The organism is Stenotrophomonas sp. 71799_Sma (assembly GCF_056482505.1).
The window spans coordinates 2,853,674-2,870,300 of record NZ_CM151202.1; the positions used below are offsets into that span (position 1 = coordinate 2,853,674).

General features: G+C 68.4%; 17 protein-coding genes. 15 read left to right on the top strand and 2 right to left on the bottom strand.

The window, feature by feature from the left end; translation table 11 throughout:
• Positions 1–2: 2 nt before the first annotated feature.
• On the top strand, positions 3–437 hold the full coding sequence (locus ACZK4Z_RS13170) for a VOC family protein (protein ID WP_049422820.1): 435 nt from the start codon (positions 3–5) through the stop codon (positions 435–437).
• A 282-nt stretch (positions 438–719) separates the two neighbouring features.
• Entirely contained in the window at positions 720–1,424 is a 705-nt protein-coding gene (locus ACZK4Z_RS13175) for an AraC family transcriptional regulator (protein WP_125894585.1), read from the top strand.
• Positions 1,425–1,433: 9 nt separating this feature from the next.
• On the opposite strand, the gene ACZK4Z_RS13180 is transcribed toward ACZK4Z_RS13175, so the two are convergent.
• Positions 1,434–2,324: a sterol desaturase family protein gene (locus tag ACZK4Z_RS13180; RefSeq protein ID WP_125894583.1), complete on the bottom strand. Its 891-nt coding sequence runs from the start codon at positions 2,322–2,324 to the stop codon at positions 1,434–1,436.
• 131 nt (positions 2,325–2,455) lie between these two features.
• Between ACZK4Z_RS13180 and ACZK4Z_RS13185 the strand changes: the two genes are divergently transcribed.
• From ACZK4Z_RS13185 to ACZK4Z_RS13215, 7 genes are all read left to right on the top strand, one after another.
• A complete protein-coding gene (locus ACZK4Z_RS13185; protein ID WP_185749963.1) occupies positions 2,456–3,406 on the top strand; it encodes a LysR family transcriptional regulator in 951 nt (316 codons plus the stop codon).
• Positions 3,407–3,498: 92 nt separating this feature from the next.
• Entirely contained in the window at positions 3,499–4,149 is a 651-nt protein-coding gene (locus ACZK4Z_RS13190) for a DsbA family oxidoreductase (RefSeq protein ID WP_121503545.1), read from the top strand.
• Between the two features lie 35 nt (positions 4,150–4,184).
• The gene (locus ACZK4Z_RS13195; RefSeq protein WP_125894581.1) at positions 4,185–5,192 is read left to right on the top strand and encodes a cyclase family protein; all 1,008 of its coding nucleotides are present in this window, start codon (positions 4,185–4,187) and stop codon (positions 5,190–5,192) included.
• A 296-nt stretch (positions 5,193–5,488) separates the two neighbouring features.
• Positions 5,489–6,103 carry a translesion DNA synthesis-associated protein ImuA gene (gene imuA, locus ACZK4Z_RS13200; RefSeq protein ID WP_125894579.1) on the top strand — a complete coding sequence of 205 codons (615 nt, stop codon included), beginning with the start codon at positions 5,489–5,491 and terminating at the stop codon, positions 6,101–6,103.
• Positions 6,104–6,112: 9 nt separating this feature from the next.
• The gene (locus tag ACZK4Z_RS13205) at positions 6,113–7,522 is read left to right on the top strand and encodes a Y-family DNA polymerase (RefSeq protein WP_125894577.1); all 1,410 of its coding nucleotides are present in this window, start codon (positions 6,113–6,115) and stop codon (positions 7,520–7,522) included.
• Positions 7,523–7,528: 6 nt separating this feature from the next.
• Complete coding sequence (locus tag ACZK4Z_RS13210) at positions 7,529–10,639, top strand: error-prone DNA polymerase (RefSeq protein ID WP_125894575.1); 3,111 nt, start codon at positions 7,529–7,531, stop codon at positions 10,637–10,639.
• A gap of 81 nt (positions 10,640–10,720) precedes the next feature.
• Entirely contained in the window at positions 10,721–11,227 is a 507-nt protein-coding gene (locus ACZK4Z_RS13215; protein WP_012511394.1) for a hypothetical protein, read from the top strand.
• 134 nt (positions 11,228–11,361) lie between these two features.
• On the opposite strand, the gene ptsJ is transcribed toward ACZK4Z_RS13215, so the two are convergent.
• Positions 11,362–12,648 (bottom strand): MocR-like B6 salvage transcription factor PtsJ, encoded by a 1,287-nt coding sequence (ptsJ, locus tag ACZK4Z_RS13220; protein ID WP_125894573.1) that lies wholly within the window; start codon positions 12,646–12,648, stop codon positions 11,362–11,364.
• 76 nt (positions 12,649–12,724) lie between these two features.
• Between ptsJ and ACZK4Z_RS13225 the strand changes: the two genes are divergently transcribed.
• The 6 genes from ACZK4Z_RS13225 (at position 12,725) to ACZK4Z_RS13250 (ending at position 16,578) form a co-directional block, all read left to right on the top strand.
• On the top strand, positions 12,725–13,498 hold the full coding sequence (locus ACZK4Z_RS13225; protein ID WP_125894571.1) for a YggS family pyridoxal phosphate-dependent enzyme: 774 nt from the start codon (positions 12,725–12,727) through the stop codon (positions 13,496–13,498).
• Entirely contained in the window at positions 13,495–14,196 is a 702-nt protein-coding gene (locus tag ACZK4Z_RS13230) for a glutamine amidotransferase (RefSeq protein ID WP_121503550.1), read from the top strand. Before ACZK4Z_RS13225 ends, ACZK4Z_RS13230 begins: the two co-directional genes overlap by 4 nt.
• Positions 14,193–14,417: a hypothetical protein gene (locus ACZK4Z_RS13235; protein ID WP_125894569.1), complete on the top strand. Its 225-nt coding sequence runs from the start codon at positions 14,193–14,195 to the stop codon at positions 14,415–14,417. The genes ACZK4Z_RS13230 and ACZK4Z_RS13235 overlap by 4 nt, the downstream gene beginning before the upstream one ends.
• 98 nt (positions 14,418–14,515) lie before the next feature.
• On the top strand, positions 14,516–15,022 hold the full coding sequence (locus ACZK4Z_RS13240; protein WP_125894567.1) for a hypothetical protein: 507 nt from the start codon (positions 14,516–14,518) through the stop codon (positions 15,020–15,022).
• A 123-nt stretch (positions 15,023–15,145) separates the two neighbouring features.
• Positions 15,146–15,655 (top strand): RNA polymerase sigma factor, encoded by a 510-nt coding sequence (locus ACZK4Z_RS13245; RefSeq protein WP_032129371.1) that lies wholly within the window; start codon positions 15,146–15,148, stop codon positions 15,653–15,655.
• Positions 15,652–16,578, top strand: a complete 927-nt coding sequence (locus ACZK4Z_RS13250) for a FecR family protein (protein ID WP_032129372.1) — start codon at positions 15,652–15,654, stop codon at positions 16,576–16,578. The genes ACZK4Z_RS13245 and ACZK4Z_RS13250 overlap by 4 nt, the downstream gene beginning before the upstream one ends.
• Positions 16,579–16,627: the final 49 nt, after the last annotated feature.

Sequence of the window (16,627 nt, forward strand, 5' to 3'; positions counted from 1 at the left end):
CCATGACCGTACACCGCGACTTCGATCATCTCTGGCGCGACCGCTGTGACACCTCCAGCCAACGCGCGCCGCGCGTGCTGATCCGGGTGTTCGTGGCCCCCGGTGAGCTGGAGCGCAGCGTGGCGTTCTACGAGCAGTTGCAGGGCGTGGTGGCCGATGCCGGGTTCCCGTTTCCGGAGGCCGGCCTGCGTCTGGCGATGGTCGGTGCGTTCCTGTTGATCGAGGGCAGCAAGGCGGCGCTGGCGCCCTTCACTTCGACCACGGGGACGCTGCTGGTCGATGACGTTCGGCCCTATCACGACAAGCTGGTGGCGGCTGGCGCTGAAATCATCTTCCCGCTGCAGGTGGTACCGACCGGGGCGGCGTTCAATGCGGTGCATCCCGATGGCACCGTGGTCGAGTACGTGCATCACCGGCCGGATCCGCAGGGGCGGTGAGGGTCGCGCGGCCGGGCTGCGCCCGGCACCCGCAGAGGCAACGGCCAACGCTACAGCAGAATCAAATGCCGCATTCCGTGGGATGGCGGGGCACTGTGGGTCTGCGGGGACGGCGCAAGTACGTCCATGTAGCCTTGGTCGCCGCATCCATGCGGCTCACACCCCGCAAACCCACAGTGCCCCGCCTTCGACAGCTGGCTGGTGGCCAGTAGATCCACGCCATGCGTGGATGCTTTTCAAATCAACACGAGATATTCGATTCCGGTGGAGGTCCATCCACGCATGGCGTGGATCTACAATTCCTCCATGTCCTCTCCCGCCCTGCCCTGGAATGGCACGCTGCTGCTGGATGCTCACGTGGCCGTGCTGCAGGGCCACGCCGGTGGCAGTGATACGCACGCGCACTACGCCCATCAACTGTTGCTGAGCGAAGCCGCGCTCTGGCAGGTCGAGGTCGCTGGCGTACGGCAGCAGGGCCAACGGCTGTGGCTGCCGTCATTCCAGCCGCACGCAATCCTGTCGGCGCCGGAAGCGGGCTGTACGGTGTTCCTCGAGCCCGCACATGCCGATCCCGGGCAGATCGAGCAGCACCTGCACGCGCTGCCGGGCAACGCGCTGGAGCTGCACGACTGGCTGCCACGGCTGAGCCGCCCGCAACCACTGGACCGCCGCGTGCAGGCCGCGCTGTCCCGTATCGCCCAGCACCTGCCCGGGCCGGTGCCAGCCGCCGATATCGCCGAGGCGGCACATCTGTCGACCAGCCAGCTGCATCGACGCTTCCAGTCCGATCTGGCGGTGACCCTGCGCGGCTGGGTGCTGTGGCAACGGCTGCGCAGCGCACTGATGCATCATCTGCGCGGGCACAGCCTGACCGACAGCGCGCACGCGGCCGGATTCGCTGACCTGGCCCATCTGTCGCGCAGCCTGCGCCGCATGTTCGGCATCGGTGCCGCGCAGCTGCAGGGCCTGCAGCTGCACGCGGCCTGACACGCCCCATCATCCGCGCCTGCGCAGACCTTCCGGCAACTCCGGTACCTCGCCATGCGGCAGTTCGCGGAACGGCGCCAGCAGCTGTCCGGGATAATCGCGCGGATAGTCCGGCTGGCTGCCGATGCCGAGGTCGCGTTGCTGCAGCCGATAGCCGGGCGCATCGAAGGCGGTCCCCAGCAGGTGATCCCAGACAGTCAGGAACAGGCCGAAGTTGACGTCGCCGGCGGTGCCGTAACGCATGTGGTGGAAGCGGTGCAGCGGCGCCCAGGCCATCACCCGGCCCAGCACGCCGGGACGCATGTCCACGTTGGAATGCTGCAGCAGCAGCTGGATGGCAATGGCGAACGCCAACACCGCGGCTACCGGCATCGGCAGGCCCAACAGCAGCAGCGGCAGCACGCCGCCCACCGCTTCGGCCGCCTGGTGCAGCGGGTGTTTCATCAGACCGTTGAAGCCATACATGCGGGTCACGCTGTGATGCACCGCATGCAGCCGCCACAGCCAGCCGATGCGATGGCTGGCATAGTGCACCAGGGTGATGCCGAGATCGGCGCAGATGACGGCCAGCAGCACCTGCAGCGCGAATGGCCACTGCAGCGGCCAGGCCTGCCACGGAATGATGGCTGCCAGCAGCGGAACCGCAGCGATCGACAGCAGGTTCAGGCTTTCGTTGACCAGCGCATGCAGGGTGTCACGCAGGCTGTCGCCCTGGTCGTGGTTGAACGCGGGGTCATACGGCCAGGCACGTTCGGCAGCGAACGAAACCGGGATGGCAACCGCGAGCAGGGCCAGCAACCACAACGGGTCACCGTGACAGTGGCCGACCCATACGATGGCGGCGGCAACGAACCCCAGCAGGAACAGCGGGGCATACAGGCGGAGCATCCAGTGCTTCATGGGCAATCCGGAAAGTAAGGGGCCTGCATGCTGGCGCGGCATGCGGGTGGCCGGCTTGAACAAACGGCGCAACCCGGCGCGCCTCTGGTGGATGACCATCGTGGACGGCACCACGTTTCCCGCATCCACGCATGGCGTGGATCTACAATGGCGGCCTCATCGCGCCCGAGACCGGCATGGATTCCTTCAACCTGATGCGTGCCTTCCGCCGCATCGTCGAACGCGGCGGGCTGGCCCGTGCCGCCGAAGACCTGGGCATGTCGCCGGCCGGGCTCAGCAAGCAGCTGCGCACGCTGGAAGCGCACCTGGGCGTGGTACTGCTGCAGCGGACCACGCGGCGCATGAGCCTGACCGAAACCGGCCACGCCTATTACCGCGAATGCTGCCGCCTGCTCGACGAGCTGGAAGCACTGGAACGCGGCATCGCCGAACAGCGCGGCGACGTGGCCGGGCGCCTGCGCGTGAACGCGCCGCAGTCGTTCGCGCTGAGCACGCTGTCGCCGCTGCTGCCACGCTTCCTGCAGCAGCATCCGCAACTGTCGCTGGACCTTGTGATGGAAGACCGCCTGCTTGATGCGGTGGGCGAAGGTTTCGATGTGTCGCTGCGGTTGCGTGCCGAGCTGGACGACTCGCGACTGGTAGCGCGCCGCCTGGCCTCGTTGCAGCAGGTGCTGTGCGCGGCTCCGTCCTACCTTCAGCAGCATCCGGCACCGCAGGCAGTGGACGATCTGCAGACGCACAGCGTGCTGGCCTACAGCCTGTCCGACTCGCCCGGCAGCTGGCCGCTGCTCGGCCCTGATGGGCAGGTAACGATCACCCTGCCAGCGCGCGTCACCGTCAACAACAGCCTGCTGCTGCGCGACCTGCTGGTGGCCGGCATGGGCATCGGCGCCCTGCCCTCGTTCCTGGCGGCACCGGCGCTGGCCCGTGGCGAACTGCAGCAGGTGCTGCCCGACCACCGCTATCCGCCGCGCTTCGTGCATGCGGTCTACCCCACCTCGCGCCACCTGCAGCCCAAGGTGCGTGCCTTCATCGATTTCCTGCACGCCGAGCTGCCCGGCTGCGCCGGCCTGGATTCGTAACCGCCAGCGAAAACTGAGCTGCCCGCGGCGTGCTGTTTCAGACGCGCCGCGCTGCCTACTCTGCCGCCTCCCCTCTCACCGATGGCAGGCAGATGTCTTCCGTTCCTTCCCCCGCCACCGCCGCGCCGGTGGTCGATTTCTTCCACGACGTGGTCTGCGGCTGGTGCTTCGTGCTGGCCCCGCGCCTGCAGCAGGTCTCCGCCGAACTCGGCATCCAGGTGCGTCACCGCAGCTTCGTGCTGCAGGACTCGCGCGCGCAGATGGTCGAGGTGTTCGGCTCGATGGAGCGCGCCAAGGCGATCATCCTGCGCCACTGGACCGACTGCGCCGCGCATGAAGACACCGCGCGCATCGATATCGAAGGCATGCGTGCACAGGACTTCGAGTATCCGTCCGGCTGGCTCGGCGCACTGGCCTGCCAGGCCGCCGGCATGCTCGGTGGCAACGACGCCCATGGCGCGATGTTCGATGCCGTGCAGTGGGCGCACCTGCACCAGCACCGCAACATCGGCGACGCCGAAGTACTGCTGGATATCGCCGAAGCACTGGGCCACCCGCGTGGCGCCTTCGCTGACCACATGCGCAGCGACGCAGTGCGCCAGCGCGTGCAGGCCGACCGTGCCGAAGCCGCGACCCTCGGCATCCGCTCCATTCCCACCGTGATCGGCGGCAACGGCCTGCGCCTGCAGACCCTGCCGCTGCCGCAACTGCGCCAAGCCCTGGCGCACCTGGTCGCGGCCTGAGCCGCACCGTCCCCCACCCTGCAAGGAGATTCCCCATGACCCCACGTACCCTGGCCACCGCGCTGGCCCTGCTGCTGGCCGGCACCGCCGCTTCCACCACCGTATCCGCGCACGAACGCGTTCCCTCCGGCCAGCAGGTCGGCACCAGCCCCTGGGGGCCGAAGGACGAGATCGGCCGCCTCAACCTGATCACCGACGCCTCGCGTGCGGCGATCCTGTCGCGGGTGAGCGGCGGCAAGGCCTATGACCTGGCCACCGAATACTACGTTGGCATGCCCAGCTGGCAGGATGCCGGCGACCCGCACTACCAGTTCTGGATGACCCACACCCCGCGCGGCACGGTGATGGACGACCCGATGGGCGTGGGTGAAACCATGAACCTCACCCGCAGCTACACCGGCACCGCATTCTCGATGTACAGCCACACCGGCACCCACATCGATGCGCTGAACCACTTCGGCATCCACGGAAAGATCTGGAACGGCTTCGAGGCCGACAAGCACCTCGGTGACCGTGGCTGGAACGTCACCGGCATCGAGAAATTCCCGCCGCTGATCGCGCGTGGCGTGCTGATCGACGTGGCCGGCGCCAAGGGCGTGGACATGCTGCCGGACAGCTACCGCGTCACCCGGCAGGACCTGAAGGATGCGCTGGCACGCCAGCAGGTGAAGCTGCAGCAGGGCGACGTGGTGCTGATCCGCACCGGCCGCATGCGCCTGTTCGAACAGCCCAAGGCCTACATGGCCAACCCGCCGGGCATGGGCCTGGACGCGGCGCGCTTCCTGGTGGAGGACAGCGGCGCGATGATCGTCGGCGCCGACAACCTCAGCTTCGAGACCTTCCCCTCGGAGGTGTCCGACGACTACGTGCCGCTGCACACCTACCTGCTGGCCCAGCAGGGCGCGCCGATCATCGAGCTGGTGGCGCTGGACGAACTGGCCCGCGACAAGGTCTATGAGTTCGCCTTCATCGGTGGCCCGCTGAAGATCCGCGGCGGTGATGCCGCGCCGCTGCGCCCGGTGGCGCTGCCGGTGCGCCCGTAACCGGGAGTGCCCGTGCCTGTAGGTGCCGACCCTGGTCGGCACCGTTTTCCCATCCACGCATGGCGTGGATCTACTGGAGAGAACCCTGGTAGATCCACGCCATGCGTGGATGCTTTAGCCCTTCAGCAACCTGAAACCCGACCTTCCGATTTCATTAGTAATTCTACTCACAAGGCGAGTAGCATGTCCGGTCTCAGCCCCTGATACCGGCCCGTCGATACTCGCGCCATGCCTGCCGTTTCCGCCCGTTCCTGCCGCTTCAAGCCAACCCGGCGCCTCCCTTGGAGGATCGGCTGATGGGTGCTGTCGTCGCCCTCGACCGGCTGCTGGACGGGCGCCAGCTGTGGCGCGGCCCAGCCCGCCAGGGGCCGGCCAGCGACCACTTGGCCAGTGGCCATCCGGCGCTGGACGCACGCCTGCCCGGCGGTGGCTGGCCGGCCAGCGGGCTGTGCGAGGTGCTGCAGGCCGCGCCCGGCGTCGGCGAGCTGGCGCTGGTCTGGCCGGCGCTGGCGAAGCTGAGCCAGCGCGACCGCCCGATCGTGCTGGTCGCCCCGCCCTACCGCCCGCATGCCCCGGCCTGGGCGGCGGCCGGGCTGGACCTGGCCCAGCTGCAGATCATCCACGCCGCACCGAAACAGGCGCTGTGGGCCGCCGAACAGTGCCTGCGCTCTGCGGCCTGCGCGGCGGTGCTGTGCTGGCCACACCAGGCCGACGACCGCTCACTGCGCCGGCTGCAGGTGGCTGCCGACAGCGGCCAGTGCCTGGGCTTCGTGTTCCGCGAGGCGCAGGCAGCGCGCAACCCCTCCCCGGCCAGCCTGCGCCTGCAGCTCAACCACGGCCAGGTGCGGGTGCTGAAGTGCCGTGGCGGCCTGCCACCGGCGCAGCCGTTGCCACTGGCCATCGCCCACTGAGGCCGCGTCATGCATTGGGCCTGCCTGTTGTTGCCGCAGCTGGCACTGGACAGCGTGCTGCGCCTGCAGCCGGACCCGCAGCGGCCACTGGTGCTGCTGCAGGGGCCGGCGCAGCGTCGCGTGCTGCGCGCGGTCAGCCCGTCGGCACGCGCAGCGGGACTGCGCCCGGGCATGCTGCTGTCGGCCGCACAGGTGCTGGTGCAGGACATGTACCTGCACGACTACGACCCGAACGCCGAACAGCACACCCGGCAGCTGCTGGCCAGTTGGGCCTACGCCTACAGCTCGCAGGTCAGCCTCGATTTTCCGCACGCGCTGGTCATGGAGATCGGCGCCAGTCGCGCCCTGTTCGGTGACTGGCTGACGATCGAAAAGCGCCTGCGCGGCGAACTGCATGAGCTTGGTTTCCGCCACCGCCTGGTGGCCGCGCCCACCGCGCATGCCGCGCGCGTGCTGGCCAACGTCCACGACGGCCTCAGCATCGATGCGCAGCAGCTGCCAGCGGCACTGGCGCAGCTGCCGTTGCCGCGTTGCGGCCTGCCCAGCGAAGCGGTGACCGTGCTCGGTCGTTCCGGTCTGCGCACGCTGGGTGCGGTGCTCGAACTGCCGCGCGACAGCCTGGCCCGGCGCTTCGCCCCCGAGGTGCTGCAGCAGCTGGACGCATTGCGTGGCCTGCCCACCGCGCCACTGCGCTACTACCAGCCACCGGATCGTTTCGATGCGCGCATCGAATTCGAATACGAGATCGAATCCAGCCAGGCCCTGCTGTTCCCGCTGCGCCGCCTGCTGCTGGACCTGGCGGCCTTCCTGTGCTCGCGCGATGGCGGCGTACAGCGCTTCGACCTGCACTTCGAGCATGACCTGCTGCCGGCCAGCGTGCTGACCATCGGCCTGCTGGCACCCGAGCGCGATCCCGCGCTGCTGTTCGAGATCGCGCGCAACCGCATGGAAGCGTTCGCCCTGCCCGCTGGCAGCCGCGCACTGCGCCTGCAGGCCGAACAGCTGCCACCGTTCGTGCCCGCCGCGCGTGACCTGTTCGATACCCGGCCGGCACAGGCGATGCCCTGGAACCAGCTGCGCGAGCGCCTGCGGGCGCGGCTGGGCGATGACGCCGTGCAGCCGCTGGCGGTGCAGGCCGACCATCGCCCCGAACGCGCCAGTGGCACCCAGCCGCCGGCCAAGTCTCCGTCGTACTGGCCGCTGCGCCCTGGCTGGCTGCTGGACACCCCACAACCGCTGCGTGATCCGCGCCTGCGCATCGTCACCGGGCCGGAGCGGATCGAATCGGGCTGGTGGGACCAGGCCGATGCGCGCCGCGATTACTACGTGGTGGAAACCGCGCATGGCCAGCGCGGCTGGGCTTTCCGTGACCGCAATGATCCGCATGCGCCGTGGATGCTGCACGGCTGGTTCGGCTGAGCCGCCATGCACAGCGAACTGCCCGGCTACGCCGAACTGCACTGCCTGTCGGCCTTCAGTTTCCAGCGTGGCGCCTCGATCGCCGAAGAACTGTTCGCGCGCGCTGCCGGCCAGGGCTACCGCGCGTTGGCGATCACCGACGAATGCTCGCTGGCCGGCATCGTGCGTGCCTGGCAGGCGGCGAAGACGCATGGCGTGGCGCTGATCGTCGGCGCCGAATTCCAGATCGAGGACGGGCCGAAGCTGGCCCTGCTGTGCACCGACCAGGCCGCCTATGCTGGTCTCTGCCAGTTGATCACCACCTGCCGGCGGCGCGCGGCCAAGGGCGAATACCGCTGCCTGCGCGAGGACCTGCTCGGCCTGCCCGACGGCCTGCTGTGCCTGTGGCTGGACCGGCAACCGGCCGCCATCGATCTGGAACTGTTGCGCACCGGCTTCGATGATCGCCTGTGGCTGGCGGTGGAGCTGCACCATGAGCATGACGACGCGCGTCGCCTGCAGCAGCTGCAGGCCTTCGGCGAACGCCACCACCTGCCGCTGGTGGCCAGTGGTGATGTGCACATGCACGTGCGACGCCGCCGCGCCCTGCAGGACACCCTGACCGCGATCCGCCACCGCTGCAGCGTGGCCGAGGCCGGCTGGCGCCTGTTTCCCAACGGCGAGCGCCACCTGCGCCCGCGTACCGCACTGGCCCAGCTGTATCCGCCCGAACTGCTGGCCGAGACCCTGCGCATCGCCGAGCGTTGCCACTTCACGCTGGAGCAGCTGCAGTACACCTATCCGCGCGAGCTGGTGCCCGAGGGCCACGACCCGGACAGCTGGCTGCGCGTGCTGGTCGAGCGCGGCATCCCGTGGCGCTGGAAAGGCGGCATCGAACCGGCACAACGCAAACAGATCGAGCACGAACTGGCATTGATCCGGGAAAAGAACTACGCCTCGTACTTCCTCACCGTGCAGGACATCGTGCGCTTCGCGCGCAGCCAGGACATCCTCTGCCAGGGTCGTGGCTCGGCGGCCAACTCCGCGGTGTGCTTCGTACTGGGCGTGACCGAGATCGACCCGGCACGCAGCAACCTGCTGTTCGAGCGCTTCATCTCCGCCGAGCGCGACGAACCACCGGATATCGACATCGACTTCGAACACGAGCGCCGCGAGGAAGTGCTGCAGTACGTGTTCAAGCGCTATGGCCGCGAGCGCGCGGCGTTGACCGCGGTGGCGATCAGCTACCGTGGCCGCAGCGCGATCCGCGACGTGGCCCGTGCGCTTGGCCTGCCGATGGACCAGGTCAACGAACTGGGCGCGGCGATGGACCACTGGGGCGGCCATGTGCCGCTGCCGGAGACCCTGCGCGAGCGCGGCTTCGATCCGGAAACCCCGCTGATGCGGCGACTGCTGGCGCTGACCACCGAACTGATCGACTTCCCGCGCCACCTGTCGCAGCACCCGGGCGGCTTCGTGATTTCCGAGCATCCGCTGTCAACCCTGGTGCCGGTGGAGAACGCGGCGATGGCCGACCGCACCGTCATCCAGTGGGACAAGGACGATCTGGATGCCACCGGCCTGATGAAGGTCGACTGCCTGGCGCTGGGCATGCTCACCGCCATCCGCAAATGCCTGGCGATGCTGCAGCAGCATGGCCTGCACGAAGGACGCATGGATGCGATTCCTCCCAAGGATACGAAGACCTACGACATGATCTGCGCCGCCGACACCATCGGCGTATTCCAGATCGAGTCGCGCGCGCAGATGGCGATGCTGCCGCGCCTGCAGCCGCGCACCTTCTACGACCTGGTGATCGAAGTGGCGATCGTGCGCCCTGGCCCGATCCAGGGTGACATGGTGCACCCCTACCTGGAACGGCGAAGGATCCTGCGCGAGCAGGGTCCTGACGCGTTGAACGATCCAGACAATCCACTCTATCCAGCGCGGCTGGAACGCGTGTTCGCGCGCACCCTCGGCGTGCCACTGTTCCAGGAACAGGTCATGCAGTTGGCGGTGGAAGCGGCCGGCTACACGCCGGGCCAGGCCGATGCCCTGCGCCGCTCGATGGCGGCGTGGAAGCGCCGTGGCGGCCTGGAACCGCATCGCGAGAAGCTGCTGGCCGGCATGCTCAAGAACGGCTTCAGCCGCGAGTACGGCGAGCACCTGTTCGAACAGATCAAGGGCTTCGGTGACTACGGTTTTCCGGAAAGTCACGCCGCCAGTTTCGCCCTGCTGACCTATAACAGTTGCTGGCTGAAGTGCCATCACCCGGCCGCGTTCACCGCCAGCCTGATCAACAGCCAGCCATTGGGCTTCTACAGCCCCGACCAGCTGCTGCAGGATGCGCGCCGGCATGGCATCCGCGTGCTGCCGGTGGACGTGCGCCACAGCGACTGGGACTGCACGCTGGATTTCAGCAAGGGGCCGGCCGCGATCCGGCTCGGCCTGCGCCTGGTCGATGGCTGCAACGAGCCCGCCGTGCAGGCCATCATGCGTGAACGTGCGCGGCGCCCGTTCGACGATGTGGGTGACCTGTGCCAGCGTACCGCTCTGGACCGCCGCCAGCAGGGCCTGCTGGCCGATGCCGGGGCGCTGCGTGGGCTCAGCGGCCATCGCCATCGTGCGCGCTGGGATATCTCCGGTGTGGAAAACCGGTTGCCGCTGTTCGACCAGGCCCGCGCCACCACCGAAGCCCGCGTGCCACTGCCCCTGCCCAGCGCCTGGGAAGACATGCAGGCCGATTACCGCAGCACCGGCACCACGCTGGGCCGCCATCCGATCTCGTTCCTGCGCGCGCAACTGCGCAGCCGTGGCTGCCTGGATGCCGCACAACTGGCTGCCCACGGCCATGGCCGGCGCGTGCGCATCGCCGGCCTGGTGCGCATGCGCCAGCGCCCGCAGACCGCCAGTGGCGTCACCTTCCTCACCCTTGAAGACGAAACCGGCATGGTCAACGCCGTGGTCTGGCGGCACCTGGCTGATCGCCAGCACCGGGTGCTGGTCGATACCCAGCTGATGCAGATCGATGGCCGCCTGGAACGCGTCGATGGCGTGCAGCACGTCATCGTGCAGCGCATGCACTGCCTGGATGAACTGCTGCAGGGACTGCGCAGCCACAGTCGCGATTTCCACTGACGATACACAACGTCACACAACGAACTGGCCATTGCCGGTCCGCATCCGCTATCGTCGGCACATCCAAGGAAGGACGACCCGATGTCCCGTGCGCTGCTGCTGACCACCCTGGTGGTCTCGACCCTCGCCCTGCTTGTTTCCGGCTGGACCGCCTGGAACCTGCATCGCAGCCAATCGCCACAGCGCATCATCGAGGCACGCGGGCTGATCATTCACGATGCAAGCGGCCAGCCGCGGGTGATCCTCGGCGCACCGGTTCCCGATCCGCTCAGCCAGGGCCGCACCCAGGGGCCGCGCGCCACCGCCCTGTCCGGCCTGATCCTGCTCGGCCCCGACGGCTCCGAACGCGGCGGCTACGGCACCAGCGATCGCGGCGGCGAAGCCCTGCTCACCCTGGACGATGCCACCGGCACCACCGAAGTGTTCAAGGTCGTCGCCAATCCGGACCGTGGCGCCAGCCTCATGGTCAAGCACCAGAACAACACCGGCGCCATGCTCACCTCCTGGCAGGGCAAGCCGGAGCTGATGTTCGTCGATGACAGCGGCCAGTCCTACTACGTGCGCCCGGGCGCGAACGCCGCGCCTTGATCTGCTTCTGTAGCGTCGAACCATGCTCGACTACCGGTCATGTAGAGTCGAGCCATGCTCGACTGCTTCTACCAACAGCAGCCGAGCATGGCTCGGCTCTACAAAGGCGAAGCAAAGCCGAGCATGGCCCGACGCTACAAACCACACACCGCCGCCAGGTCATCGGCCAGCTGCCGCAGCTGCGCCGATCCCAGCGCCGCGCAGGTAATGCGCAGACCATGGCCCGGTGCCGCCACCGCGAACACTTCGCCTGCACGCACATGCCATCCACGCGAAGCCAGTGCCAGCACGTGTGGGTGGCTGTCGGCCGGCAACGGCAGCCACAGGTTCAATCCTTCCATCGGCTGCGGCGTCGGCATGCCATGCGCGCGCAGCAGCTCCTGTAGCGACTGCAGGCGCTGCTGGTAGCGCTCACCCGCCGAGGCGATCTTCGCCCGCTGCGTTGCCGACGCCAGCACCGAAGTCGCTGCATCCTGCAGCAGGTGGCTGACCCAGCCGGTGCCGGACGCCAATCGCAGCCGCAACCGCGATGCGGTCTCCTCATCGCAGGCCAGCCAGGCCAGCCGCAGGTCCGGACCCAGTGGTTTGGACAACGAACGCAGCAGCGCCCAGCGCCGGCCATCCAGCGGCAGCACTGAGTGATAGGCCTGCTGCGAGAGCAGTGCGTAGTGATCGTCGATCAGCACCGCCACCTGCGGGTAGGCCGCCAGCAACTGCCGCAACGCCCGTGCCCGCTTCGCATCCAAGCTGGCCCCGGTCGGGTTGTGTGCCCGCGGGGTCAGCAGCACCGCGCGTGCGCCGGCCTCCAGCGCCTGCCGCAGCGAATCGACCTGCATGCCATGCGCGTCCACCGCCACCGGCAACGGCGCGTGGCCCACAGCATTGAGCACATTGAGGCTACCGAGGAAGCATGGATCCTCCACCGCGATGCGGTCTCCTGGCAGCAACCACGCCGCCAGCAGGCGCTCGATGCCATCAACCGCGCCATGGGTCAGCTCCAGCGCATAGCCCTCCGGGCAGTCCGCATCCAGCGAGGCCCTTGCCAGCGCCTGCAACCTCGGGTCGACCGTGCCTACGCCGTACAAACGCGGCGCGGCCGGGGCCAGGCGCAGGTTCGGCAGCAGGCGCGGATCCGGATTGCCACCGGCCAGGTCCTGCAGCGCCAGCCCGGGCGTACTGCCCTCGCGCGCCAGCGTCGGCGGCAATCCGCGCACCACCGTGCCACGGCGGCCCGCCGTGCTGGCCAGGCCCGCCGCATCCAGGCGCTTGTAGGCAGCGGCCACGGTGTTGCGGTTCACGCCCAGTTGCTCGGCCAGTTCACGCACCGGCGGCAGCACGCTGCCGGCCGGCAGGCGGCCCTTGCCGATGCCGTCGCGGATGCTGTCGAAGATCGACTCGGCGCTATGCCCGGTGATTTTCATTTTGTCCTATGCCAAAATATATCTTGTCCTGTGCCAGTGTATCCCACCCTGGCCATCCTGCATTGGAGGTGCCCGCATGCCCCTTGCCGCTGCCGACTGGCCCGTCGCCCAGTCCGTTGAACAGATCGCCGCCAACCTGGTCACGGTGCGCCAACGCATCACCGATGCCTGCGCGCGCGTCGGCCGGGACCCGGCCAGCGTGCGCCTGCTGCCGGTCAGCAAGACCGTCGATGACGCCCGTATCCGCATGGCCGTGGCCGCCGGTTGCCACGAACTGGGCGAGAACAAGGTGCAGGAAGCACAGCGCAAGGCCGAAACGATGGCCGACCTGGGCGTGCACTGGTCGGTGATCGGCCATCTGCAGACCAACAAGGCGCGCTACGTGGCGCGCTTTGCCAGCGAGTTCCAGGCGCTGGACAGCCTGCGCGTGGCCGAGGCCCTGCAGCAGCGCCTGCAACTGGAAGACCGCACGCTGGATGTGTTCGTGCAGGTCAACACCTCGGCCGAGCCGAGCAAGTACGGACTGGAACCCGACGCGGTCGAGGCCTTCGTGCAGCAGCTGCCGGCCTTCGATCGCCTGCGTGTGCGCGGCCTGATGACCCTGGCCATCTTCACCCCCGACGTCGAGCGCGTGCGCGCCTGCTTCGTGCGCCTGCGCGAACTGCGCGGCCAGCTGCAACGCAACGCCCCGCCCGGCCTTGACCTGTCGCAGCTGTCGATGGGCATGTCCGGTGATTTCGAAGTGGCCATCGAGGAAGGTGCCACCGTGGTCCGCGTCGGCCAGGCCATCTTCGGCGCCCGCGCCACCCCGGACAGCTTCTACTGGCCGAACAGCGGGGCCCCGGCATGAAGCACGCAGTCGTTCTGCAACACGTTGCCTTTGAAGACCTCGGCACCCTGCAGCCTCTGCTGTTGGCACAAGGCTGGCAGCTGCAGGTGCTGCAGGCCGGCGTCGATGCGCTCGATCCGGCCGAAGTGACCGACCTGCTGGTGGTGCTGGGCGGCCCGATCAGTGCCAATGACACAGCGACCTATCCCTTCGTCACCGACAGCATCGCCCTGCTGCAGCGCCGGCTGCAGCAGCAGCGGCCAACCCTGGGCATCTGCCTGGGTGCACAACTGATGGCGCGTGCACTCGGTGCCAGTGTCGCTCCCAGCGGCGGCAAGGAAATCGGCTTTGCGCCACTGCTGCTGACCGATGAAGGCCAGCGTTCACCGCTGCAGGCCCTGCAGGGCATTCCGGTGCTGCATTGGCATGGTGAGGCCTTCGAACTTCCGGCCGGCGCACGCCGCCTGGCCAGCACGCCGGCCTGCCGCCACCAGGCCTTCGCCATCGGCAACCACGCACTGGCCCTGCAATGCCATCCGGAACTGGACGCCCGCCAGTTCGAGCGTTGGCTGGTCGGCCACACGCTGGAGCTGGCCCAGGCCGGCATCGATCCCAACGACCTGCGCGCGCAGGCGCGTCGCTATGGCGCACCACTGGCCGCGGCCGCCACCGCGATGTTCGACCATTGGCTGCAGGACCTGCCGGAGACACCGCGATGAACTATCGATTGCAGATCCACCGCGATGGCGCCTATTGGGGCCACTTCGACTGCAGCGGCCCTGATGCCCTGCAGCGCATGGACGCCATCGCCGCACAACTGCCTGCGGATCAGGGCTTCCAGCTGAAACGGCAGAAAGGTGTTGGCGAAGAGCGCATCCTGTCCAGCAATGCCGACGGCCTGCGCGTACTGGCTTCGCAGATCCAGTACCGCGACCTCTGATGATCGTCACGGTAGTGCCGGCCGCTGGCCGGTACTCGAATCTGCCGGCCAGCGGCCGGCACTACCCCGGCTGTTCGGCCGCGTGCGAAGCTTCACCGATGCTGACCCTGCAACGCGGCAACCACCACGGACTGCTCATCGCCCCGCGCTGGCCCTCCACCCGCATCCAACTGGAAGAAGAGGTACTGCAACGCCTGCTCGACGCGCAGGCAATGCTGCCTGTGGGGCTGCGGCTACTGCTCACCCGTGGCTTCGAACCCAGCCACAGCCGTCTCGGTGGCTTCCGCCGCCTGGTGCGTCGGCTCGGCATCACCCTCTTCCGTGCCTGTTATCCGCAGCGCCGGGATGAAGTCGACGCCATCTTCGGCGCCAACGGCCACGACATCGATGGCCGTCATGTCGATGTCTCACTGGTACTGCACGGCGAGCGGCTGCGGCTGCTGCCCCTGGGCGTGTTCACCCCGCCGCGCTGGCAGCACCGCCGCGTCGCCCGGTATGCCGAGCCAGTCGCACGAGCGAAGCGCAGCCTGCAGCACTGCGGCTTCGAGCTGCATTGCAACCCCACCGAAGCGCTGCAGATCCACTGCGACTATCGTCCCCGCTGACGCCGCGGTGGCTCATGCGGACTGCGCTCGCACCAAAGATGCAAATGATTCTCTTTTGCTGTAAGGTGCAGCCGCTGCCCTTGCCGCCGCGGGCTGTTCCCTTTCCCAGTTGTCGCCCGCCCCGTGTCCACGCCTGTCGAACCGACGGATGTCGCGCAGCTGTGCGCGGCCCATTACCGGCCGCTGCACGCCCATGTCCGCCGCAAACTCCCGCAACGCAGCGACGCCGATGACGTCGTCCAGGAAACCTGGCTGCGTGTCGTCAAGGTCGCCGCCAGTGGCCTGCTGAGCAATGGCCGCGCGTACCTGTACCGTGTTGCCCACAACCTGATTGCCGACCATTACCGGCAACGCCAGCGCCGTCGCGAAGAAGCGCTGGATGACACGCAGTTGCATGCCATCGCCGATCCTGCGCCGCTGCCCGAGCAGCGACTGCTCGACGCCGAACAGCTGCGCCACCTCGACGCGATCATCGCCGCGCTGCCACCGCGCTCGCGCCAGGTGTTCCTGCTGGCGCGGGTTGAACAGTTGGCGCTGGCCGAGATCGGGCGCCAGCTCGGCATCAGCCGGCAGACCGCGCACGGCCATCTGCTGCGCGCACTGGTCGCCCTGCAGCAGGTGCCGGGCGCATGAGCCTGGACGCGATCGCGCGCGAAGCTGCACGCTGGTGGCTGGACGGGCACGACGGTGGCCGCGACGAGAACGCGTTCGAGCAGTGGTACCAGGCCGACCCTCGCCATGCTGCGCAGTACCAGCATCTGCAACACCTGTGGCAGGCCGGTGCGACGCTGCCTAGCCTGCAGCGGCAACAGCAGCGCAGGCAACGCCGTCGCCTGCGCGAAGCCGGCATTGCGGTTCTGTTGCTGTGCGCGCTGGGTCTCTACAGCCGCCATGTGTCGCCGCCCGTAGCGCAGGTCCTGCGAACGGCCGCTGGCGAGATCCGCGAGGAGACCCTTCGGGATGGCTCGCATGTCCTGCTGTCACCCGGCAGCGAAGTGAAGGTGCGCATCGATGGGCAGCGCCGCCAGCTCCAGCTGCAGCGCGGCCAGGCCTGGTTCCAGGTCGCCGCCGATGCCGACCGGCCCTTCCAGGTGCATACCCCACAGGGCACCGTCACTGCACTGGGGACCGCATTCGATCTTGCCGTGCAGGGCAACAGCAGCGTGGTCACCGTTACTGAGCATCGCGTGCGCGTGGACAGCGGCAACGTCAGCATGCTGGCTGACCACGGCGAACAGCTGCGCTTCGATGGGCAGGCAACAGCCCATGCAACAACGACCGCCCCCGGAGCATTGGCCTGGCGCGAGCGGCGCCTGCATTGGGTCTCGGCCCCACTGGCCGACGTCACGCAGGGCCTGGACCGCTGGCATGGCGGGCACACGTGGGTCGTCGGCGAGCAGCTGCGCCAGCAGCCGGTCACCCTGCTTGGCAGTGCCGACGGTGCGGCCGGCAATCGCGACCAGTTGGCCACTCAGTTGCAGGTGCGCGTGCTGCGCCTCGGCGCGGGCATACAGGTGTGGCTGCCGCCACGCAGGGAACAGCGTGATGGACCCTGACATCCGGCCTGCGGCTGCGTCTACCCAGGATGACGACGCTCTGCGTCAG